This is a genomic window from Synechococcus sp. MW101C3, from assembly GCF_002252635.1.
Classification (GTDB): Bacteria; Cyanobacteriota; Cyanobacteriia; order PCC-6307; family Cyanobiaceae; genus MW101C3.
In genome coordinates, this window is record NZ_NQKX01000006.1 from 218810 (window position 1) to 240226 (window position 21417).

Consider the following 21417-nt stretch of genomic DNA (forward strand, 5'->3'; position numbering starts at 1 on the left):
GGCGTTCAAAAGGGCCGGAAGCTGAGCCGTACCCTGGCCAGGCCTGGTACACGCCCCTCTCCATGACCGTGACCGCCAGCAGCGGCAGCAACAGGGTCAGCCCTCAGCGCTACGACACCCTGCCGCTCTCCAGCGTCCGTCAGGCGGAGCAGCAGGATCGCTTTCCCGAAAAGGGGGAGCTCGACACGCTCCTCACCTTCTTTCAGAGCGGCGCCACCCGCATGGAAGCGGCCCGCAGACTCTCGGCCAATGCGGATGCCATCGTCGCCAAGGCGGCCAACCGCATCTTCGCCGGCGGCACACCGCTCTCCTATCTCGATGAGCCGCTGACGCCCTTTGCGGTCACCGTGCCTGAAGAGGCCGTACTTGCCGCCGACCAGGCCGCCTTCAGCCGTTCGGTGCGCACCTTCGCCCAGGGAACCGGCGGAAGTGGCCTGCTCGGGCGGGTGCTCGAGGGTCTGCAAGCCGACGCCGACGTACGGGTGGTGCTGCCCACGGGCTTCACGCCGATCAGCGTGGCTCGCTACGGCACTGAGCGGATGCGCAAGTCCCTGCGGGACATGGGCTGGTTCCTGCGCTACGTGGGATACGCCGTCGTGGCGGGGGATCCCAGCATCCTGGCGGTGAACACCCGGGGCCTCCGCGATGTCCTGGAGAAAGCCTGTTCCCTGGCCGCCACCAATGTGGCGCTGCAGGAAATGCGTGCAGCAGCGGCCAATCTTTTCCGGCAGGAATCAGAGGCCCGTCAGCTGGTGATCGACTGCTTCAACGTCCTGCTCAAGGAACTGGACGTTCCCACGCCTTCACCGCGCCAGCGCCTCGGCAGCCCGGAGAACCAGGGCCTGCAGCTGCCGGCGATCTACGCCCTCGCAGCCGAATCCCCCCAGCGCTTCGTGATGAAGCCAGGCCTCTCCGGGCGTGAGAAGGCCGAGGTGATCCGTGCCGCCTACCGCCAGGTCTTCGAACGCGACATTGTCAAGGGCTACTCCCAGGTGGTGTGCCCGGTGGAAGCCACCCAGCTGCGACAGGGCCAGCTGGCGATGCGCGATTTCATCCGCGCCCTCGGTCGCAGCAAGGAATACCGCCGCCAGTTTTACGGCAGATTCTCCAACAGCCGGGTGGTGGAGCTGGCCTTCCGTCATTTCCTCGGACGCGGTGTCAGTTCGATTGAGGAGTTCCGCCGCTACTTCGCGATTGTCAGCGCCCAGGGCCTGGCCGGCCTGGTCGACTCCCTGATCAATTCCATGGAGTACGCCCAGGTGTTCGGGGAGGAAACGGTTCCTTACCTGCGCGATCTCGGTGAAGAAGCTCAGGAGAGTGCCGGCTGGGGTTCCAACCGCAAACTCTTCCGGTTCGGCGCCCCGTTCGAAGGCGCGCCTCAATACATCACCCTCTACGCCGCTTACAGGCAGCCTCTGCCCGACCAGCACGTCTACGGCGGCGGCAACGACCCTCTGGGCCTCACGTACGGGGCAATCTTTCCGTCGTCCACGGCCTCGGTGGCCACCCGGCCAGCGCCCTTCGGCTACGACACCCGCCGCATCCTGGTGGGCAACGGCATGAAGCAGCCGGGTCAGATGGACAGCCCCCAATTCCGCGCGTCCACTCCGCGACGGGTGGGGCCGAAGGTGGTTCGCCTCCAGCAGATTTCCACCGGTGGCGCCTCCGTGCCCCGCCGCGGTGGAGAACCCAGCATTCGTGGCACCGAATCCAGCACCCAGGCGGTGATTCGTGCCGTCTACGTCCAGGTGCTCGGCACCGCTGGCTACCAGGGCGAACGACTCACTGTCGAAGAGATCAAGCTGGAGAACGGTGACATCTCCCTGAGGGAGTTCATCCGTCTGGTGGCGCGTTCGAATCCCTTCCGCCGCCGCTACTGGTCGGGTCTGTACATCACCAAAGCGATTGAGGTGATCCATCGACGTCTGCTCGGCCGGCCTACCTTCGGCCGCTGGGAGATCAACAGCTACTTCGACACAGCTGCTCGCAAGGGCTTCTACGGCGTCATCGACGCGATCCTTGAAAGCGCCGAATACAGCCAGTCCTTCGGTGAGGACACCGTTCCCTACGAGCGGTTTGTCACGCCGGCCGATCTCAACGCCCGTCGGGTGCCGAAGCTGAAGGTGCCTTACAACGCGGCAGCGGTTGTGGAGCTCACCCCTGTGCGCCGCCCCGAAACTGCCCGTAACGAGTCGTTCCGCGGTAGCGGCGACCTCACCCAACGCAACCTGCCAGACCGTCGCCTGCAGCGCGTTGTGGGCGGCTGGAGCCCCAAGATCGCCGATGGCGAGCAGCCTGCTGCCCGTCCTTCGGTGGAGGGACCCCAGAGCATCAAGCAGCCGCCGGAGCCCACCCGGCGCTGGAGTGCTGCACGTCAGCGCTTTGGCTACGCGGCTCCTGCCTGGTCACCCGCTCCCGCCCAGACCACGCGCCAGCTTTCTTCCCCGCCGGTGGGGGGCTGGTCTGCCCGCCTGAGCGGCAATGGCGCCAGCTTCACCCAGGTTCGCGAACCCCAGGCCGCGATGGCGAACGCCCTCCAGGGTGCCCGTCCCCAGGGCTTCAGCCGCCGACGTGGCATCGGCGCGCCGATCACCTGGCGGCCCGGAGCCAGCGAGTCTTCACTTCAGGCTGTGATTGCAGCCACCTACCGGCAACTGCTGAATCGCATGCCATTGGCAGCTGAACGGCTCGGCGACGCCGAATCCCAACTGCGTGATGGGCAGATCTCCCTGTCCGAGTTTGTCGGGATCGTCGCGTCCAGTGACCTGTTCCAGCAGCGCCTCAACCGCATGGCCCCGCTTCGCGCCGCCTCTGCGGCCTATCTCGCCCTGATGGGGCGGGCCGGTCAACCCAAAGAGGTGAGTGATTTCCTGGCCGTGCGCGGCAAGCAGGGCCAGACGACCGCCCTGAGCGCTCTGCTCACCAGCGAGGAGTATGCCGCCCGCTTCGGCCGCGACACCGTTCCTTATCTCTGGGGCCTCAACACCGAGGACGGCATCCCATTGCCCACTGTGAACCGAACCGCTGCGCTCTACGCCGGCAACGCCGGACTCACCCCACCCACCCGGGGCGCCATCTGAGCATCAAGCCCAGACACTGATTCAATCGCATCTGCGCCACCCTGCACCTCCTGGATCTCAATCCAGGAGGTTTTTTGTGCTTGGGTATCAATCTGGCCCAACCAAGTGCGCAGATCGAAGTGAAACCTTGGTCAAACTTCAGGGGAGACCTCGCATGATCCTGACAAGTTGGGCGATCAACGTCCAACGGCAGCCAATGTTTTCCATGGAGTTTCCTGACAATGACCCCCAGGAACACGGCGTGATGGATCGGCGAAAATCGTTGCCCCACCTGGGATTTCGCGGTTCGCTCGCCGTGAAGAACTGTTACCGGGCCCAGGCCTGCGGTGGGTCTTGCCGCAGAATGATTCGGCGATCGGCAAGCACGATCGTCAGCCCACGCTTGCAACACCATTCGCTCTGGCCCTCAAAGCCATCGGACGTCGCAGGTCAGGGGGGCATCCCTTACCCACCGGATATCGGTCTCCATAACGGCGACCGCTTGTTTCGAGGCAGAACTGCATGAGCATCGTCTCCAACTCGATCATCAACGCGGACGCCGAAGCCCGCTATCTCAGCCCTGGCGAACTCGACCAGATCAAGTCTTTCGTAGCCGGCGGGCAGCGCCGTCTGCGGGTGGCTCAGGTCTTGAGCGAGAGCCGCGAGCGCATTGTGAAGCAGGCCGGCGGCGCCCTCTTTCAAAAGCGTCCCGACATCATCTCCCCGGGCGGCAACGCCTACGGAGAAGAGATGACAGCCACCTGTCTTCGGGACATCGACTACTACCTCCGTCTCGTGACCTACGGAATGGTCGCGGGAGACGTGACGCCCATCGAAGAGATCGGCATCATCGGTGCCCGCGAGATGTACAAGGCACTGGGCACACCGCTTGAGGCCATGGCCGAAGCCGTGCGGGAGCTCAAGAACGCCTCTCTCGGAATTCTCACGGGAGCCGATGCCGAAGAAGCTGGCTTCTACTTCGACTACGTCATCGGCGCCCTTTCCTGAGCGTTCGCCACACCCCCTGCCCACCGCCTCTTCCCCGGACACATGCAAGACGCGATCACCAACGTCATCAATCAGTCCGACGTTCAGGGCCTTTACCTGGACGATTCCTCCATCGGACGCCTTGAGCAGTATTTCGCCAGTGGCGAACTGCGTGTGAGGGCTGCTGCCACCATCAGCGCCAACGCCTCAGCGATCATCAAAGAAGCTGTGGCCAAGACGCTGCTGTATTCGGACATCACCCGTCCGGGCGGCAACATGTACACCACTCGGAGGTACGCCGCTTGCATCCGCGATCTCGACTACTACCTCCGTTACGCCACCTACGCCATGCTGGCTGGTGACACCTCCATCCTTGATGAGCGTGTCCTCAACGGCCTGAAGGAGACATACAACTCTCTGGGTGTGCCCATCGGTGCCACGGTGCAGTCGATCCAGGCGATGAAGGAAACGGCAGCTTCTCTGGTCGGCGCTGATGCCGGTCGCGAGCTCGGCACCTACCTCGACTACATCAGTTCCGGCCTGGGCAACTGATCACCTCCCAAGGAACTCAGCGAGGGCTTCTTCATGCGTCTGTTCAAAATCACGGCCTGCATTCCATGCCCAGAAAAGGTGCGGAGTCAGAGGGAGTTGCAAAACACTTTCTTCACCAAGTGGGTGCCGTATGAAAGCTGGTTTGCTGAACAACAGCGAATCATGAAGCAGGGAGGCAAGATCCTCAAAGTCGAACTGGCTACCGGCCGTCGTCAGGTCAACGTCGGCAACTAAGCCTGAGTTTTGCTTCATCTGTAGTGGTCTTCACTGATCATTACCGTCACGTCCCGGCCCAGCCGGGCTTTTTTTTGTCCCTGCTGCACTGAAAAAGTCGCAGCGACACGGCTGAATAGGGAATGGTTTTCCCTTTCCACCCGTGCCAGGTTCTCTGACACCTCGCGCTAGGTCTGGCGCCCATGCGGCGGGATCCAAGGAGGGGACCCAGCGAACCGCTGGTTTCACCTGGGAACAGTGGCCTGCCGAAGCCCGTCTGCTGCTCGGCATGGTGGCGATCTGGAGCCTGGCGGGCCTGGTGATCCTGTCGTCTGCCAGTTGGTGGGTGGCGGAGCGTGAGATGGGCGACCCGGCCTTCTACCTCAAACGCCAGGCACTGTGGATGCTGGCGAGCTGGGTTCTGCTCTGGTTGTCGATTCGCACCCAGCTGAGACGCTGGTTGAGGCTGGCTGCCCCGGCCGTACTGATCGGTGGTGTGTTGATTTTCGCCACGCTGGTGGCGGGCAGCACCGTCAATGGGGCTAGTCGATGGTTGGTGTTGGGTCCCGTTCAGATCCAGCCATCTGAACTGATCAAACCGTTCATCGTGCTGCAGGGGGCCTCACTCTTCGCTCACTGGAGCCGCATCGGCAACGACCAGAAGATGTTCTGGCTGGGCATTTTCAGCGTGATTCTGTTCCTGATCCTTCGGCAGCCCAACCTCAGCACCGCGGCACTCACTGGGTTGTTGCTCTGGCTGATGGCCCTGGCGGCGGGGCTCCCGTTGCTGGGATTGCTGGCCACCGCAGCAGCCGGCGGCATCACGGGTGTAGCGAGCATCCTGATCAACGAGTACCAGCGAGTCCGCGTGGTGTCGTTCCTGGACCCCTGGCGGGATGCTCAAGGCGATGGCTATCAATTGGTGCAGAGCCTGCTGGCCATCGGCTCTGGCGGTGTTCTCGGCGAAGGATTCGGTCTCTCCACCCAGAAGCTCCAATACCTTCCGATCCAGTCCACCGATTTCATCTTCGCCGTCTTTGCTGAGGAATTCGGCTATGTGGGGTCGGTGGTGATGCTGCTGTTCCTGTTGCTGTTCGGCTTCGTGGGGCTGAGGGTGGCCCTGGGCTGCCGCAGCAACCAGCAGCGCCTCGTGGCGATTGGTGCCACCACCTTGCTGGTCGGTCAATCCATCCTCAACATCGCCGTGGCCAGTGGCTCGATGCCCACCACCGGCCTGCCGTTGCCAATGATCAGCTACGGCGGCAACTCACTGCTGGCCAGCTTGTTGACAGCCGGATTGTTGATCCGCTGTTCCCTGGAATCAGCCGGCTTGGACCAACCCACTGGCCGGCGGCGACGCCAGGGGACGGACCGGTCGGCTGGCGACCTGGCCCACCATGCCCCGATAGGCTGACCATCCTTATCAGTGCCAGGCCAACCCCCTGGCCTTGCCAGCAAACGGATGGATGCGGTGGGGTTCCAAGTCGCAGATCTGGCCCGCTGGGCGGAGGATCTGATCATCGGTTCGCTCAACGCACCAGGCCCTTCCACCCTGGTTCTGATCTTCGCCGCTGGTTTGCTCACAAGCCTGGGGCCCTGCTCCCTTTCGTTGCTGCCGGTCACGGTCGCCTACATGGCGGGGTTTTCAAGCAAAACCTCCAAGCCATGGCTGCTGAGTGCCTGCTTTGCCGGGGGGATCGTGCTCTCCCTCGTGATGCTGGGTCTCGCCAGTGCCGTTCTGGGGCGTCTCTATGGGCAGGTGCCAGGCTTCATCCCCACCGTGGTGGCTGTGCTCGCGGTGGTGATGGGGCTCAACCTGCTGGGCCTGCTGCGCCTTCCCCTGCCGGCTGGTCCTGACCCGGAACGTTGGCGCGGGCGCGTCCCGGCGCCGCTTGGCCCGGTGGCGGCCGGTGCGGCCTTTGGTCTGGCGGCCAGCCCCTGCACCACCCCTGTGTTGGCGGTGTTGCTGGGCTGGATGGCCCAGCAGGGCCGTCCGTTGGTGGGGATGGTGCTGCTCACCTGTTTTGGTGCCGGCCAGGTGCTCCCGTTGGTGCTGGCCGGCAGTGCCGCCGCCTCAATGCAGCGCCTGCTGGCGCTGCGCGCGCTCAGCCGTTGGGTGCCTCCGATCAGCGGCGTGGTGTTGATCACCAGCGGTGGACTGGCATTGTTGGCGCAGCTCTCGTGACTCCTTCTCCCGTTCAAACCCGCACACCGACCTGGCGGCGACTGCTCGCGTGGCTCTCCGACCTTCGCCTCGCCATCGGGCTGCTGCTGGTGATCGCCGCCACCAGCGCCATCGGCACGCTGATTCCCCAGCGTGAGGCCAGTGAGGCCTATCACCAGCTCTACGACCGCAAGCCCTGGTTGGGCGTGGTCACCGGCGACTGGATCCTGAAGCTGCAGCTCGACCACGTCTACGCCAGCAGCTGGTTCCTCGCTCTCCTGGCCTTGCTGGGCCTCTCGCTTGTGCTGTGCAGTTGGCGGAGACAATGGCCCGCCCTGCAGGCAGCGCTGCGCTGGGTTGACTATCACTCCCCGCGGCAGCTCAGCAAGCTCAGCCTGGCGGAAACCATCCCCAGCGCAGACCCGGACACCGACCTGCAGAACCTGCAACACCTGTTGCATACCAAGGGCTGGCAGTTGCAGGCGGCCAACGGTCGCCTGGCCGCCCGCAAAGGGGTGCTGGGCCGGGTGGGGCCCCTTCTGGTGCACGCCGGCTTGGTGGTGCTGATGGTGGGTTCGGCCTGGGGCGCACTGGCGGGCCAGCGGCTGGAGCGCTATCTGGCGCCTGGCCGCGAGCTCGAGCTGCTCAACTCCAGAGGGGATAACCAGCTGACCGTGGCGCTCGAGCATTTCGAGATTGATCGTGATTCGGTCGGCCGCCCGGAGCAGTTCCGCTCCCAGCTCAAGCTGCTGGATTCCACCGGGGCGCCTGTGGAAGAAACCGAGATCAGCGTCAACCACCCGCTGCGCTTTCGGGGCATGACCGTCTATCAGGCCGACTGGTCACTGGCGGCGATCACGATTCAGCTGGGTCGCAGCCCCCTGCTGCAATTTCCGCTGCGCGCACTGCCCGAACTGGGCGAGCAGGTCTGGGGCCTGGCCGTCCCGACCCGCCCGGATGGCAGCGAACCGGTCCTGCTCACCCTCAGCAGCGAGCAGGGCCCCGTGGAGGTTTACGCAGCTAACGCTCAACCCATCGGCCGGCTGAGCCCCGGCGGCGCTCCGATCGACATCAACGGGTTATCCCTGCGCGTGGCCGAGGTGATGCCTGCAAGCGGCCTGTTGCTCAAGAAAGATCCAGGTGTGCCACTGGTCTACGGCGGTTTTGCGATTGCCCTCGCCGGCGGCGCGCTGAGCCTGATCGCCACACGCCAGCTTTGGGGCATCTCCGACCCGGCACACGATCAGTTGCACGTGGGTGGCCTCTGCAACCGCAATCTCACGGCGCTGGCCGGGGAGCTGCCTGCCTTGCTCCTGGAGATTCGTCAGCTGCGCCCTTCCACCGGCGAAGCCAAGGAGCAGGGGCAACCGCAAACGGTCTGAAACTCAGGGCCGGGGGACGCCCAGGAGCTGGCCCTCAGGGCCGGCTCCGGATGAGAGCAGCGCTTCCAGCCGTCGGGTCAGCAGGGCAGCCGAACGCCGTGGCTGACCCGGATCACAGTGTGGACATTGCCTCGGGGATTGAAATCGGCTTCCAGCTGCATCCAAAGCGGATCGCTGGCAGCCACGAGGTCGTCAAGGATGCGGTTGGCCACTTCCTCATGGGAAATGCTGCGGTCACGCCAGCTGTTGACGTAGAGCTTGAGCGCCTTGAGCTCCAGCACCTTGGCGCCCGGCTGGTACAGCAGGCGCAGCACAGCGAAGTCGGGGTACCCGGAAAAGGGGCACTTGCAGGTGAACTCGGGCAGCTCGATCGCCACTTCGTAGGCGCGACCGGGCCGGGGATTGTCAAAACCGATCAACTGGGACTCGGCGATCACCCGCTCGCCGTAATGCGGAGTGGTGGTGGCCGGTGGGGTGGGCAGGGTCACGGCAGCAGGGCTGGGGAAAGGCCTGTCCCGGCTTTGCTTTAGGCAGCGCGGGCCCACCGGTAGGGGAGCACAGGGCCTGCAGGCATGGGGGAGCGGGTTGTGGGGGAATGCTACAAAGACAGACCGTTCGCAACGATTTACGAAGATGAAAGGAAAATGTTCGTCACGAACAGCGCGAACTTGCTAGAAAGGCATCGAAGGACAAACCGTTGACCAGGTGAGGGGCGATCCGCTCTCCACCCCTGTCGGAAGTAGCCCCACCGCGAGGCGAAGCAACGCTCCTTCCCACGAAGCGGCACCAGCCAGCGGGCTGGTGATCCCCACCCTCTTCGAGGCCATCCATCATGACCAAGACCCAACTCGTCTACCGCGGCGTCGCCTACGACGGCACCCAACACGCTGAACTCCCGGCCCAGCCCGTTGAGCACGTCTATAGAGGCGTTCACTACCGCGAGGCCCTGCGTCACGAGCCCACCCAGCCCGACGAAGCACTTGAGCTTCACTACCGCGGCCATGCCTATCACCACAGGCGCGCCGAAGCCGCCCGCCAGGTGAACGCCGGCTGAACGCTGACACGGGGATCTCCCCGTAGCAACTGCTACACCGGAGCCCTGCAGGCTCGGGCCTAATGGCCTGAGTTGCAGGGTCTTTTCATGGATCTCGCTCTTACGTCCACCAGCGATGGGGGCTTCAGGCTGGGCCCTCAATCGGCCATCGGTATGTTGTGGTTGCAAACCCACTTCGAAATCGAGCACTGGTCGCTGTTGGCCGCTGGTCAAATCCAAGTGGACGGATCCTCTGCGGATCTTCTCTGCGAGGATGCCAGGGCCGCTGGGTTGCTTGTCTGTCGCACCCCTATCCTGCCTGTCTCGATCCAATCTTCAAACTAACCTTTTCGTTCTGAAATCTCAGGAGAATTCATGAAAAAAGTTGAGGCCATCATCCGTCCCTTCAAACTCGAGGATGTCAAAGTTGCGTTGGTGAATGCGGGCATCGTTGGCATGACCGTGAGTGAGGTCAGGGGTTTTGGCCGTCAGAAGGGCCAGGTGGAGCGCTACCGCGGCTCCGAGTTCACAGTCGAGTTCCTCCAGAAGTTGAAGCTGGAAGTGGTGGTTGAAGACGAAAATGTGGACACAGTGGTGACCGCCATTCAGGACGCCGCACGCACCGGAGAGATTGGCGATGGCAAGATCTTCATTAGCACCATTGGCACCGTGATCCGGATTCGCACCGGCGATCGCGACAGCACGGCAATCTGAAGCATCGCTTCAGCTGTTGGATTCAGCTGACCTGAAGCTCACCTTCAGGTCAGCACCGATGAAGGGCAAGCACTGAGTTCAGTGCAGTGTCGATTTCACGATCCTTTCAATAGCGGCAGCCTCAAGTGTTCCACCTGCCGCTGCGAGTTCCCTTTGCTGGCCAATCGCATCATCTGAGGGAGCATTCATCTGAGAGCTCTCACCATGGCGCGTAAGCCAGGCGTCTGATGTCCGCTCAGCGTCGGGTGATTGCTCATCAACGGATGACTGTTCACCGCCATGCGGCGCTTCAGCAGCGTTTGGAGACTCTGCCGTGGAAACAAGCTGAGTCTCCCATCCACTCGCAGCCGAATTTACACCCGCAGCCAGCTTTGCACTCTCAGCGAGCTCTGCAATCTCGGCGGCCCTTGCACGCTCAGCGGGCACTGCATTCCCAGCCTTGATCCTTGGCTCTCCGTGTTCTGAGCGCTCTGGGTGCTGTGGGTGACCACACTCTTCTGAGAGCACGCCCGTTTGTGAGCACTCGGCAGTTCCCATCAGCCCAGTGTTCCTGAGGGGTTCGTCCCCTGCAGCGCTGCTCCCGAGGGATTGAGGGCGAAGCCAGAGCAGGTATTCGTGATTGCCGGCGGGCCCCGTGAGCGGCGAGGCCACCAGCCCCGCTGCCCTCCACCCACAGGGGAGCGCCGCCGCAATCACCGCTGAAATTGCATCCACGTGGGCGCGGGGATCGCGTACCACCCCACCTTTGCCGACCCGCTCACGCCCCACTTCGAACTGGGGTTTCACCAGCACCACCGCTTCAGCCGCATCGCTGCGCAGCAAGCCGCGCAGTGCGGGCAGCACCCGCGCCAACGCAATAAAGGAAAGATCCGCCACACCCAGGTCGGGCCAGGGATCCTCCGGTCGATAGAGGTCGGCGGGATCGAGGTGCCTCAGGTTTGTGCGCTCCCGCAGCACCACGCGTTCATCGCTGCGCAGCGACCAGGCGGTCTGTCCGTAGCCCACATCGATGCCGTAGACCCTGGCGGCACCGTTCTGCAGCAAGCAATCGGTGAAACCACCTGTGGAGATGCCTGCATCGAGGCAGATGCGGCCACGCAATGCCAGCGGGAAAGCCTGGAGCGCCGCTGCCAGCTTCTCGCCGCCGCGGGACACAAAGCGGGGCGGGGCTTCGAGCTCAGGCACCAGCTCCTTGTCGACTTCCTGCCCCGGCTTGTCGAGCACGTGGCCCTGCAGCCGCACCCGGCCGGCGCGGATCAGCTGCTGGGCCTGATGGCGGCTGGTCACCAGACCCAGCTCGACCAGCAGCAGATCAAGGCGTTGTTTTCTGCCCATGACGCCTTGGCTCTGGGTATATCCGACTGGGATCCCCGGCGGATCTGAGGCCATCCAACCACGCCGGGACCAGCTGGCCAGCGCCCGCAAGTGTGTTGAAGCGCCACCGGACGCTGCGCCACGGAGGCCAGAGGACTGCCCCATAGATTGGCCAGGTGTGCCTGCGCCGTGGAGCCTTGATCGAGCGTTACACCCTGCCCGAAATGGGCGCTCTGTGGAGCGAAGAGGCCAAGTTCCAGGGATGGCTGGATGTGGAGCTGGCCGCCTGCGAAGCCAACTGCACCCTCGGCCGGGTGCCCGCTGAGGCCATGGCCGAAATCCGTGCCAAGGCCCGCTTTGAGGTGCCGCGCATCCTGGAGATCGAGGCAGAGGTGCGTCACGACGTGATCGCCTTTCTCACCAACGTGAATGAGCACGTGGGGCCTGCGGGGCGCTACATCCACGTGGGCATGACCAGCTCGGACGTGCTTGATACCGGGCTCGCCCTGCAGATGAAGCGCTCGGTACGCGTGCTGCTGCAAGAGATGGAGGCCTTGGTGGAAGCGCTGCGGCAGCTGGCGAGCGCTCATAAGGACACCGTGATGATCGGGCGCTCCCATGCCATCCACGGCGAACCGATCACCTTCGGCTTCAAGGTGGCGGGTTGGCTGGCCGAAAGCCTGCGCAACCGCCAGCGCCTGCAGCAGCTCGAGACCACGGTGTCCGTGGGCCAGGTGAGCGGGGCGATGGGCACTTACGCCAACACTGATCCCCAGGTGGAGGCTCTGGCCTGCGCCAGCCTGGGGCTGGAGCCGGATACGGCCAGCACGCAGGTGATCAGCCGGGATCGCCATGCGGAGTATGTGCAGACCCTGGCACTGGTGGGGGCTTCCCTGGAGCGCTTCAGCACCGAGATCAGGAATCTGCAGCGCACTGATGTGCTTGAGGTGGAAGAGAACTTCGCCAAGGGGCAGAAAGGCAGTTCAGCGATGCCCCATAAGCGCAACCCGATTCGCAGCGAACGCATCAGCGGGCTGGCCCGCGTGCTGAGGAGCTACACGGTGGCGGCGTTGGAAAACGTGGCGCTTTGGCATGAACGTGACATCAGTCATAGCTCTGTGGAGCGAATGATGCTGCCGGATTGTTCCTGCACCCTGCATTTCATGTTGCGTGAAATGACGGAGGTAGTCCAAGGGCTGGGTGTCTATCCCGACAACATGACCCGCAATCTTCACATCTACGGAGGTGTCGTGTTCAGCCAACGGGTGCTGCTGGCACTGGTGGAGCATGGGCTCAGCCGTGAGCAGGCCTATCAGCTGGTGCAGCGCCACGCCCACAGCGCCTGGAACACCGAGGGCGGGAATTTTCGCGCCAACCTGCTGGCCGACCCCGAGGTGACAGGCGTATTGAGCACTGCCGAACTGGACATGTGCTTCTCCACCGATCTGCACCGCGCCCAGCTTGGGGTGATCTGGGCCCGACTAGGCCTGGACGACTGAGGTGTGCGCCCGTTCTTGCAAGCGGGCCACACACGCAGAATTGCTCACGGAAACCGAAAAGGAGACGCCCGGACGTCGGTATCGTTGTATTGGCGTCGTAGTATTGCTCCCCTGACGACCAATCAACTACTATGTGTCAACGCTTTATCTCAATGACTTCGCTATTGCTGGTTTCCGCCAGCAATTTTGTTGACCGCGGGGATGCATTCAGCAACTGATCGGGCGACCAGTCGCCCGGGATTGAGGTGGAGACCACAGTCGCTCATGTTCATGACCTCATGCCAGCGCCTGAGTTGCGCCAAGCTAAGCCAGATGCTGCCGATACCGGCGATGGTAAGCAAGGCATTGAACATCGTCCTGATTTGAGGGCAGGTTCATCCCCTTCCGAGCACTCCTGAGACTAAGCAGGTGGCGCGGCCTGCCATTGCTGTGGATGGACCATTGGATGATCCAGGTTGGCTGCGCCAAGTCGTAGGCGCCTGCCTATAACCGTCTCACTTCCTGCTAAAGGGTGAACATCCTTTTCGCGCAATCAAGTAGTCGTTCGGCTTTGGGAGGATCTACGTGCGGTTGCTCAAAACCAGCTGCCAGTTGAGCGCGTTGGCCGCCTTGATCAATCTGCGTTTGGTGCGTCCCAGGTTTCTGGGCAGGTCATTCTCGGCCAAATGGTGTGTCCATCAGTGCTGATAATGGCAAGAAAAAAGGAGCATTCGTTCGAAGAGGCTGGCATCACTACAGTCAACTCTTGGCCTGCAACGTGAAGGGCCGCCGCGAGCATTGTTGGGTTACAAGCATTGCTTGCAGACTTGATTGCCTGGATTGTTCTTGGCAGGTGCCTTGATTGCCACTCTCAAAGCCGCGCGTGTCAGTCAGTATTTGCCTGCTGTGCCAGAACGAGCCCCAGAGCGATCCAGAGCAGCACAAGCACCAGGCAGAGGGAGGTCCAGGCCGGCAGTCCCCAGCCCACCACCACCAGCGGGGCCACCACGGTGATCACGCCGCCGGCCAGCAGGGGCTGCAGCAGCAACTGCTTGATCGAAAAGGCCGTCACCGCTTCGCTGCGATCGTCCGGGTCGGCCATGCGCAGCAGCAACAGGCCGCTGGCGGCCACGCCGGTGGCCTGGCCGAATTCCAGAATCGCCCGCTCGAACCAGTCGGCCGGCAGGATCCGCGGGGCCAGCAGCAGCACCACCGCCAGGTTCCAGAGCAGGCCCGCCAGCGCCAGCACCGTCAGCGGCAGCCAGTCGGCGGCCAGCAGCCGCAGGTCGAGGCAGGCCGTGGCCGCTGTGATCAGCAGATCTGCCGCCAGCGTGCCGGTCTGGCTCTGGATCGGTGTGGACACCCAGCGCTCCTGGCCGCTTTTCTCCAAAGCCAGCCGCACCAGCAGCGACCCCACCAGCGCCAGCGGGAACACCGGCAGCGCGTCGATCACCATGGCGAACACCCCACCGCTGCGATCGGCGCCCCAGCGCAGTGCTGCCAGCAGACCGCAGCCGATCGCCACGGCGATGCCCGCCAGGGCCATGTTCACCGCCCAGTCCGCCCCCTGCCGCCACCAGGCCGGCAGTTCCAACGTGCCTTCCTCAAGGGGTTGGTCGGCAGGGATCGCCTCCAGCGGTGGGGTCTGCTCCACCACGATCTCCATCGCCTCCTGCAACGGGATCGCGGCGCCGAAGCTGAGCCAGCCCCGTGCCCGCGCCAGCACCACCACCAGCCCGCCGACCACGGTGGAGGCCAGCAGCCCCACCGTGGCCATCGCCAGCCCCAAGGCCTGGCCGCCCTCCAGCCCCAGGCGCTCGTAGGTGGGGCCCATCGCCGCCGCCGAGCCATGCCCACCCTCGTAGGCCACTTCGATCAGCAGGGCCATCACCGGACTCGTGCCCAGCAGGGGCTGCAGCACCAGCAGCACCGCCAGCCCGCCCACCAGGAACTGGCCGAAGGCGAGCGTGAGGGCCATCAGCACCTGCCCGGAAAGCGGCCGCCACAGCCCACCCAGCTTTGGCAACGGCTTGCCCAGCAGCAGGCTGGCGAACACCAGCGTGAGCAGTGGCAGCGGCAACTGGTTCCAGAGGTCGATCACCGGCTGTGGCACCAGCGGCAGCAGCCCTGCCGGGGCCACCAGCAGCCCGAGGCCGCCGGCCAGCAGCGCCTCCGGCAGACCCCAGCGCTTCATCCCGAGCCGGTTGCCGATCAGGCGCCCCAGCAGCAGCAGCACCACCAGCACCACCAACGCCAGCAACGGCCAGTGCCAGCCCCGCAGCAGCGATTCCACAGCGTCCGGAAGCCTCACAGGCCGAACTGCCGGCGAAAGAAGGCCTCGGTGGCCTCCAGCACCTCGATGCGCACCTCCGGGCGGCGAAAGCCATGGCCTTCACCGGCGAACCGACGCACCTCCACCGCCAGGCCGTTGGCCGCGAGGGCCGCAGCCATGGCGTCGGTCTGCTCGGGTGGCACCACCTCGTCGTCGAGGCCCTGGAAAAAGATCACCGGGCAGCGCATCCGGCCGGCATGGTGCAACGGCGAGCGCTGCGCATAGAGCGCCTGGGCCGCCGGCCACGGGCCCACCAGGCCCTCGAGATAGCCGGCCTCGAAGCGATGGGTGCTGCGCACCAGCGCCGCCAGATCGGCCACCCCGTAGCGGCAGGCCCCGGCGCGGAACACGTCGGTGAAGCAGAGCGCCGCCAGGGTGGTGAATCCGCCGGCGCTGCCGCCCTCGATCGCGAGGCGCTCCGGGCTCGCCGCACCCGCCGCCACCAGCGCGGTGGCCGCCGCGGCGCAGTCGCTCACGTCCACCACACCCCATTGGCCGGCGAGACGATCGCGGTAGGCCCTGCCGAAGCCCGTGGACCCGCCGTAGTTCACGTCCACCACGCCCCAGCCGCGGCTGGTCCAGAACTGAACCGCCAGATTCAGCCCCGTGCCGGCCATGGCGGTGGGCCCGCTGTGACTCTTCACAAGCAAGGGGGCCAGCGGGTGGGCGCCGCCGATCGGCGGGTAGTACCAGGCGTGGGTGGGCAGGCCGCCGTGCCCCTTGAACCAGAGCGCCTGCGGGGTGCTGATCGCTTCCGCCGTCAGGGGTGTCGTCCTCGCCGGCGCTCCTGCTGATCCGGCCCCACCCGCCGGGGTGTGGCTCCAGCTGCCGTGGCGCAGATCGATCTCCAGCAGGCCCTGTGGGGTGACGGCATCGGCGGCCACGGCCACCACCCGGCCGCCGCCGGCACTCAGACCATCCAGGGCGTCAAAGGGCTGGGCGAGCGGCTGCCAGCGCCCCTCGGCGGCGCCTGGCTCCGGCAGAGCGATGGTGCCGAGTTCCCAGCGGCCGGCCCGGCAGACCGCCGCCACCAGTTGCTGGCCATCCCAGCCCGTGGTGTGCCGCCCGTACACCCAGGCCGGGAGACCGAATTCCGCCTCCATCGGCAACAGCGGCTGCCAGTGCAAGGCAGTGGTGGGGGGTAGGGAGGCCACTCTTAGGGGCAGCGGCCCGGCCGCCACCGAGGGCTCCACCGCCGCCAGGCGCTCCAGGTTCCACCAGCCGCTGCGGTCCGTGGCCACCACCAGGTCGCCAGTCGGCAGCCAGAGCGGTTGCACCACCGACACATCGGCGGCGGTGGGCCCGGTGGCGGCGCCCCCGGCCAGCGGCCTGCAGTCGTGCAACACCCCGCGGGCGTCAAAGCGGCCCAGCCACAGCTGACTGCGGTCCCAGGGCATGAACGGCTGCTGCCATTCCACCCAGGCCAGGTGGCTGCCATGGGGGCTGAGCACGGCGCTGCCGCAGAAGTCGGTGGGCTGGTGCAGGAGCACGGGCTCTCCGCCCGCCAGCGGCACGGCCACCAGTTGATCGACGCCATCGCACTCCATGACGCCGATCCAGCGCCGGCGCGGGCCGTCGATCAGGCCGTCGGCGAAAGCCCGGGCCGCTGGTGCGGTGAGCCGCCTCGGCTCCGGCAAGGGCGGCTGCGGCAGGGACGGCTCCGGCATCACGGGGGCCTCCGCCGGCAACTCCAGCGCCCACAGGCAGCGGTCGCCGTCATTGACGAACACCACGGTGGTGCCGCCGGCCACGCTTCCCACCGCCACCACGCCGCCGCCATAGGTGTGCACCCGGCTGCGCAGGTTCCAGGGGGCGGGGGTGAGCTCCTGGCTGGGGCCACCGGGCCGCTGGCGCCACAGCAGGGTGACGCGGCCCTGCTCCAGGGGCCGTTGCTCCAGCCAGAACAGCTCCTGTCCGTGCAGCAGCGGCTCCTTCACCGTGGGTGCCGCCTCCACCGCCACCCGGGCCGGCAACGCTGCGGGCTCGGCCGGGCTCCAGTTCCCCCCCACACGCACCTTCTAGAATTCACCCATCGTTTCAGGTGATGCCTTGGCCAGCAGCTTCGCCAAAATGGCCCGCCAGGCGGAGCTCACCAGCCGTGGGGTTCACGTCTCCAAGGAGGTGCTGGATCACCCCCCGCTGACCATTCACACCCTCGGCGATGCCGCGCTGCGCCAACCGGCCAAACGCATCAGCAAGGTGGATGAAGCGGTGCGGGATCTCGCCCGCGACATGCTCCGCAGCATGTATGCCGCCCATGGCATCGGCCTGGCCGCGCCCCAGGTGGGTGTCCACAAGCAGCTCGTGGTGATCGATCTCGATCCCGAGAACCCGGCCACCCCGCCCCAGGTGTTCATCAACCCCGAGATTGGCGCCACCAGCGGCTCGCTCACCACCTATGAAGAAGGTTGCCTGAGCATTCCCGGCGTGTATCTGCAGGTGGTTCGTCCCACCACCGCCGAGGTGAGCTTCCGTGACGAGCACGGCAGGCCCCGGCGGATCAAGGCCGATGGCCTGCTGGCCCGCTGCCTGCTCCATGAGATGGACCATCTCCATGGAGTGCTGTTCGTCGACCGCGTCACCGATGAACTGAGCCTCAACGATGGGCTCAAGGAGCATGGGTTCGAGCGCGCCGCCGTCCACTCCCTGCGCTGACGCCCAATGCCGATGAAACCGTTTGCCGGGGTGTTCCTGGCGCTCGCCTGCCTGCTGGGCATCGCCGCCACAGGCTCAGTGTTTGAGCTCTCCTATGGCGACCCAGATCTCGGGATCGCCACCACCCGTCTGATCCTGGCGGCCTGCCTGCCCGGCACGGTCCTCAGCCTGCTGGTCGCAATTCGTCTCAACAAGCCGGCCTAAGGGGGGCTGGCACCCTCGGGCCTCACTTCTACCATCGGCACCTCCTGCCGCTGGGCACCTCCGATGCGACATCTCCGGCCGATCCGCGCCCTGCCATTCCTGTCCGCGCTCGGCGTCGTTGCGGTGGGCGGGTCCCTTGCACCTCTCCATGCCCAAGGGGCGCTGTTCGGTGCCCGAGATGTGGCGCAGGAGCGCTTCGTGCTGGTGGCCGCGCCGATCGGGGACGGCAGTCGCGCCCAGCTCAACATCTATGAACAGGTCACCAACCGCCGTCCCTGCTTCGCTGTGTCCGGCGCCAATCCGGCCCGCGTCGATCCGTTGCTGGGCACCTTCGACTTCACCGGCATCTGCACCCGCTACATCGACGCCAACGGCTATTCGCTGCGGGTGGGTGACAACGATCTGGCCACCGTGTATCGGATCAGTGTGGTGCGCAGCGGCAACGACAACATCCTGCTGGCCACGCCGCACCGTGGCAAAACCGGCCCCGAGATGATCCTGGCTCGCACCAACGGCCAGGCCGCCGGCTTCCTTCAGTTCACACCGGAGCCGGGGTGGCGCCTGAAGCGCCGTCACTTCGGCACCCGTGCCCTCGGCCACGTCTACATCTATCGCGATAACTGGCCGGGCGAAACAACGGCCGCCCCGGCCGGATCGGGTGCACCAGGGGGCACAGCTCCTGGCAGCACCGCTCCCGCCCCTGCGGGCCGTGGAACACCAGGGGCCACAACACCACAGCCCACGACCCCAGCCGCCCGCCCCACTTCCGCGCCTGCGGTCCCCGGCAGCAGCACTCCTCGAAGCACTACCCCCAGCGCCACCGCTCCACGCACGGCGGTTCCCGGTGCAACGGCACCCGGTACCACGGCCCCTGCCACCACCGGGCCCAGCACCACAGCGCCCCGCACCACCGTCCCGCGTCCCTCATCGCCAGCGGGTGCTGCAGCACCGACCGGCTCAGCGCCCGCTACCGGTGCCACGCGCACCGCTGTTCCCCTGTCGCCGCCCCCGGTGGTTCCGCCGGCGCCAACCTCAGCACCGCGCACTCGGTGAAGCCAGGGCGGAGGCAGTTGCTACATTGAGCAATCTCCAGCCCCACTGCGTGGTTCATGACCCAGGTCACCGTCGGCGAAAATGAAGGCATCGAATCGGCGCTGCGCCGGTTCAAGCGTCAGGTGTCCAAGGCAGGGATCTTTGCCGACCTCAAGCGCCTGCGTCACCACGAAACCCCCACCGAGAAGTACAAGCGCAAGGCCCAGCAGCGCCGCCGCCGCCGCTGATCCAGCCGACCGCTCGGAACGCTCACTGCCGCATTCCCAGCACCACGCCGGCTCAACCCTGCGGAACCTCTGTTCCGTGGGGTTTTCGTGTTTCCAGGAAACCTGGCCATCGGCTCGGTAGGTCCGGCTTCGTCGGTCCCGCGTCCTCAGCCCTGTGTCGTCAGCCCGGCTTTGTCAGCCGTGTGTTGTCCGTTCGGCGGCAGGTCCTATCCGGTCTCCGTCCCATCCGCCCCGCGGCGGGGGCAGGGGTTCAGCCCGTTGGCCCGCTGAACCGGCTGGCCCGCTCCTCTCTGACTCGCCGCCTCATCCAGCCGATCGCCTGGCTGCCTGCGCTTGAGCGGGTAGTCCGCGGCGCTTTCCGACTGTCCATGGTTCAACCCGTGTCTCCCCGGACCTGCTGCTTGCCCCCACTCAGCAGCTGGTTGCCTCCACTCAGCAGCTGGTCGGCGCCGGTTTGTAGCTGATCGAAGGAGCGATAGGTGAGGGCTTCCGCCAGGTGGGAGGCCTGCACCTCGTTGCTGGCTTCGAGATCAGCGATCGTGCGCGCCACCCGCACCAGCCGTTCGGCTGAACGGGCCGAGAGCCGCCGCTGCCGGATCGCGCCGCGCCAGCGCTCCAGCGCCGCCGCCGACAACGCCAGATGCTGCCGAAGAGTCTCGCCCGTCAAGGCGCTGTTCGCTTGCCCTGCCGGGTTTCGCCGCGTCATCCGTTCGCGCGCCTGCCGCACCCGCTCCGCCACCGCCCCGCTGCTGGGCGGTGGGCTATGGCCGCCGCCCTCGCCGCTGGCGGCGGGGAGCCCCACCAGCTCATCAGCCTCCAGGCGCCGCATCACCACCTGAAGATCGATCCGATCCAGCAGTGGCCCCGACAGGCGCGCCCAGTAACGCTGGCGCACCCCTTCCGGGCATTGGCAGCTGCGCAGCGGATCGCCGAACCAGCCGCACGGGCAGGGATTGGTGGCCGCCACCAGCGCTATCCGGCAGGGGAAGCGGGTTCGCTGGCGCTGGCGGCTGATCCAGACCTCCCCCTCCTCCAGCGGCTCGCGCAGCTGATCGAGCACGGCCCGCTGGAATTCAGCCAGCTCGTCGAGAAACAGCACGCCGTGATGGGCCAGCGACAGTTCACCCGGCCGCGGCAACGCCCCGCCTCCCACCAGGGCCGTGGCGGTGCAGCTGTGGTGGGGGGCGCGGAAGGGCCGCTGGCGGATCAGGCCCGCCTCGCCGCTCAGCAGACCTGCCACGGAGACCACCTGGGTGAGCTCGAGTGCTTCCTCCGGCGGCAGCGGTGGCAGCAGTCCCGGCAGGCGGCGGGCCAGCATCGTCTTGCCGCTGCCCGGAGGGCCCACCAGCAGCAGGTGATGGTGTCCGGCTGCGGCGATCTCCAGCGCCCGCCGGCCGTGGTGCTGCCCCCGCACATCGGCCAGATCCGCCGCTGCCCCCTCGCCTGCCCCTACCGGCTTACCTGCGGCGGGCCGGCAGGGGCAGGCGAGGGCTGGATCCAAGAGCAGCTGGGCCACCTGCTGCAGCGTTTCGGCCGGCCACACCGTGAGCCCCTCCACCAGGGACGCCTCAGCGCCGTTGGCGGCCGGCACCACCAGGGCCCGCGCGCCGGCCTGCCTGGCGGCCAGGGCCAGGGCCAGCGTCCCGCGCCCAGGCCGCAGGGTGCCATCGAGGCCCAGCTCGCCGGTGCTCCAGACGCCGATCAGCCGCTGGGGATCAAGCTGGCCGCTGGCCAGCAGCACGCCCAGGGCGATCGGCAGATCGAAGGCGGGCCCCTCCTTGCGCAGGTCGGCTGGAGCCAGGCTCACGATCACCCGGGTGAGCGGGGGCCGGAAGCCGCTGTTGCGCAGCGCCGCCCGCACCCGCTCGCGGGATTCGCGGCCGGCGGTGTCGGAGAGGCCCACCAGCTGCAGGGCCGGCAGGCCCGGGGCGATGTCCACCTCCACCACCACCGGCGCCGCCTCCAGTCCCAGCAGGGCGGCGCTGTTGCAGCGTGCCAACATCGATCGGAAACCAGGGTCACCTCACCGGTTCCCGCCCTGTTCTGCCCT

The 21417-nt window shown here is 66.0% G+C and carries 20 protein-coding genes and 1 pseudogene; 15 read left to right on the forward strand and 6 right to left on the reverse strand.

What is annotated here, in order from left to right:
- Positions 1-62: 62 nt before the first annotated feature.
- The 7 genes from CJZ80_RS09415 to CJZ80_RS09445 all read left to right on the forward strand — a co-directional run bounded on the left by CJZ80_RS09415 (position 63) and on the right by CJZ80_RS09445 (position 8357).
- The gene (locus CJZ80_RS09415) at positions 63-3080 is read left to right on the forward strand and encodes a phycobilisome rod-core linker polypeptide (RefSeq protein ID WP_094512734.1); all 3018 of its coding nucleotides are present in this window, start codon (positions 63-65) and stop codon (positions 3078-3080) included.
- A gap of 501 nt (positions 3081-3581) precedes the next feature.
- Positions 3582-4067 (forward strand): allophycocyanin, encoded by a 486-nt coding sequence (locus CJZ80_RS09420; RefSeq protein WP_094512735.1) that lies wholly within the window; start codon positions 3582-3584, stop codon positions 4065-4067.
- 42 nt (positions 4068-4109) lie between these two features.
- Positions 4110-4598 carry an allophycocyanin subunit beta gene (gene apcB, locus CJZ80_RS09425; protein ID WP_094512736.1) on the forward strand — a complete coding sequence of 163 codons (489 nt, stop codon included), beginning with the start codon at positions 4110-4112 and terminating at the stop codon, positions 4596-4598.
- Between the two features lie 33 nt (positions 4599-4631).
- Positions 4632-4832, forward strand: a complete 201-nt coding sequence (locus CJZ80_RS09430; protein ID WP_094512737.1) for a phycobilisome linker polypeptide — start codon at positions 4632-4634, stop codon at positions 4830-4832.
- Positions 4833-4986: 154 nt separating this feature from the next.
- Complete coding sequence (locus CJZ80_RS09435) at positions 4987-6225, forward strand: FtsW/RodA/SpoVE family cell cycle protein (RefSeq protein WP_369803022.1); 1239 nt, start codon at positions 4987-4989, stop codon at positions 6223-6225.
- Between the two features lie 48 nt (positions 6226-6273).
- Entirely contained in the window at positions 6274-6996 is a 723-nt protein-coding gene (locus tag CJZ80_RS09440; RefSeq protein WP_094512739.1) for a cytochrome c biogenesis CcdA family protein, read from the forward strand.
- Positions 6993-8357 carry a cytochrome c biogenesis protein ResB gene (locus CJZ80_RS09445; RefSeq protein WP_094512740.1) on the forward strand — a complete coding sequence of 455 codons (1365 nt, stop codon included), beginning with the start codon at positions 6993-6995 and terminating at the stop codon, positions 8355-8357. The genes CJZ80_RS09440 and CJZ80_RS09445 overlap by 4 nt, the downstream gene beginning before the upstream one ends.
- 77 nt (positions 8358-8434) lie before the next feature.
- Here CJZ80_RS09445 and queF read toward each other — a convergent pair whose 3' ends face one another.
- Positions 8435-8839: a preQ(1) synthase gene (queF, locus tag CJZ80_RS09450; RefSeq protein WP_094512819.1), complete on the reverse strand. Its 405-nt coding sequence runs from the start codon at positions 8837-8839 to the stop codon at positions 8435-8437.
- A gap of 350 nt (positions 8840-9189) precedes the next feature.
- Here queF and CJZ80_RS09455 point away from each other — a divergent pair, with 350 nt between their 5' ends.
- A complete protein-coding gene (locus tag CJZ80_RS09455; RefSeq protein WP_094512741.1) occupies positions 9190-9411 on the forward strand; it encodes a DUF4278 domain-containing protein in 222 nt (73 codons plus the stop codon).
- Positions 9412-9765: 354 nt separating this feature from the next.
- The gene (locus CJZ80_RS09465) at positions 9766-10104 is read left to right on the forward strand and encodes a P-II family nitrogen regulator (RefSeq protein WP_094512742.1); all 339 of its coding nucleotides are present in this window, start codon (positions 9766-9768) and stop codon (positions 10102-10104) included.
- A gap of 590 nt (positions 10105-10694) precedes the next feature.
- Here CJZ80_RS09465 and CJZ80_RS15690 read toward each other — a convergent pair.
- Positions 10695-11391: pseudogene (locus tag CJZ80_RS15690) on the reverse strand (TlyA family RNA methyltransferase); the annotation flags it as partial.
- Here CJZ80_RS15690 and CJZ80_RS15695 point away from each other — a divergent pair.
- Positions 11329-11487 (forward strand): hypothetical protein, encoded by a 159-nt coding sequence (locus CJZ80_RS15695; RefSeq protein ID WP_233132963.1) that lies wholly within the window; start codon positions 11329-11331, stop codon positions 11485-11487. The pseudogene CJZ80_RS15690 and the gene CJZ80_RS15695 overlap by 63 nt on opposite strands.
- 128 nt (positions 11488-11615) lie before the next feature.
- Positions 11616-12917, forward strand: coding sequence for an adenylosuccinate lyase (gene purB, locus CJZ80_RS09475; RefSeq protein WP_094512821.1), 1302 nt, complete (start codon positions 11616-11618; stop codon positions 12915-12917).
- 161 nt (positions 12918-13078) lie between these two features.
- Here purB and CJZ80_RS15700 read toward each other — a convergent pair whose 3' ends face one another.
- The 3 genes from CJZ80_RS15700 to CJZ80_RS09485 form a co-directional block, all read right to left on the reverse strand.
- Positions 13079-13270, reverse strand: a complete 192-nt coding sequence (locus CJZ80_RS15700; protein WP_144037002.1) for a hypothetical protein — start codon at positions 13268-13270, stop codon at positions 13079-13081.
- Between the two features lie 512 nt (positions 13271-13782).
- Positions 13783-15207, reverse strand: coding sequence for a sodium/glutamate symporter (locus CJZ80_RS09480; protein WP_094512744.1), 1425 nt, complete (start codon positions 15205-15207; stop codon positions 13783-13785).
- Positions 15204-17237 carry a prolyl oligopeptidase family serine peptidase gene (locus CJZ80_RS09485; RefSeq protein ID WP_233132949.1) on the reverse strand — a complete coding sequence of 678 codons (2034 nt, stop codon included), beginning with the start codon at positions 17235-17237 and terminating at the stop codon, positions 15204-15206. The genes CJZ80_RS09480 and CJZ80_RS09485 overlap by 4 nt, the downstream gene beginning before the upstream one ends.
- 40 nt (positions 17238-17277) lie before the next feature.
- On the opposite strand from CJZ80_RS09485, the gene def reads away from it, so the two are divergent.
- The 4 genes from def to rpsU all read left to right on the forward strand — a co-directional run bounded on the left by def (position 17278) and on the right by rpsU (position 19367).
- Positions 17278-17883 (forward strand): peptide deformylase, encoded by a 606-nt coding sequence (gene def / locus CJZ80_RS09490; protein ID WP_094512745.1) that lies wholly within the window; start codon positions 17278-17280, stop codon positions 17881-17883.
- 6 nt (positions 17884-17889) lie between these two features.
- Positions 17890-18087: a hypothetical protein gene (locus CJZ80_RS09495; RefSeq protein ID WP_094512746.1), complete on the forward strand. Its 198-nt coding sequence runs from the start codon at positions 17890-17892 to the stop codon at positions 18085-18087.
- Positions 18088-18150: 63 nt separating this feature from the next.
- Positions 18151-19140: a DUF3747 domain-containing protein gene (locus CJZ80_RS15940; protein WP_094512747.1), complete on the forward strand. Its 990-nt coding sequence runs from the start codon at positions 18151-18153 to the stop codon at positions 19138-19140.
- Positions 19141-19196: 56 nt separating this feature from the next.
- Positions 19197-19367 carry a 30S ribosomal protein S21 gene (gene rpsU, locus CJZ80_RS09505; RefSeq protein ID WP_006172073.1) on the forward strand — a complete coding sequence of 57 codons (171 nt, stop codon included), beginning with the start codon at positions 19197-19199 and terminating at the stop codon, positions 19365-19367.
- A gap of 373 nt (positions 19368-19740) precedes the next feature.
- On the opposite strand, the gene CJZ80_RS09510 is transcribed toward rpsU, so the two are convergent.
- Positions 19741-21369 carry a YifB family Mg chelatase-like AAA ATPase gene (locus CJZ80_RS09510; protein WP_094512748.1) on the reverse strand — a complete coding sequence of 543 codons (1629 nt, stop codon included), beginning with the start codon at positions 21367-21369 and terminating at the stop codon, positions 19741-19743.
- Positions 21370-21417 lie beyond the last annotated feature (48 nt).

Excerpts from the sequence above, each read along its gene's own strand:
- CJZ80_RS09415 (WP_094512734.1), top strand. The coding sequence starts at position 63 with ATGACCGTGACCGCCAGCAGCGGCAGCAACAGGGTCAGCCCTCAGCGC.
- CJZ80_RS09420 (WP_094512735.1), top strand. The coding sequence starts at position 3,582 with ATGAGCATCGTCTCCAACTCGATCATCAACGCGGACGCCGAAGCCCGC.
- apcB (WP_094512736.1), top strand. The coding sequence starts at position 4,110 with ATGCAAGACGCGATCACCAACGTCATCAATCAGTCCGACGTTCAGGGC.
- CJZ80_RS09430 (WP_094512737.1), top strand. The coding sequence starts at position 4,632 with ATGCGTCTGTTCAAAATCACGGCCTGCATTCCATGCCCAGAAAAGGTG.
- CJZ80_RS09440 (WP_094512739.1), top strand. The coding sequence starts at position 6,274 with ATGGATGCGGTGGGGTTCCAAGTCGCAGATCTGGCCCGCTGGGCGGAG.
- CJZ80_RS09455 (WP_094512741.1), top strand. The coding sequence starts at position 9,190 with ATGACCAAGACCCAACTCGTCTACCGCGGCGTCGCCTACGACGGCACC.
- CJZ80_RS09465 (WP_094512742.1), top strand. The coding sequence starts at position 9,766 with ATGAAAAAAGTTGAGGCCATCATCCGTCCCTTCAAACTCGAGGATGTC.
- CJZ80_RS15700 (WP_144037002.1), bottom strand. The coding sequence starts at position 13,270 with ATGTTCAATGCCTTGCTTACCATCGCCGGTATCGGCAGCATCTGGCTT.
- CJZ80_RS09495 (WP_094512746.1), top strand. The coding sequence starts at position 17,890 with ATGCCGATGAAACCGTTTGCCGGGGTGTTCCTGGCGCTCGCCTGCCTG.
- CJZ80_RS15940 (WP_094512747.1), top strand. The coding sequence starts at position 18,151 with ATGCGACATCTCCGGCCGATCCGCGCCCTGCCATTCCTGTCCGCGCTC.
- rpsU (WP_006172073.1), top strand. The coding sequence starts at position 19,197 with ATGACCCAGGTCACCGTCGGCGAAAATGAAGGCATCGAATCGGCGCTG.
- CJZ80_RS09510 (WP_094512748.1), bottom strand. The coding sequence starts at position 21,369 with ATGTTGGCACGCTGCAACAGCGCCGCCCTGCTGGGACTGGAGGCGGCG.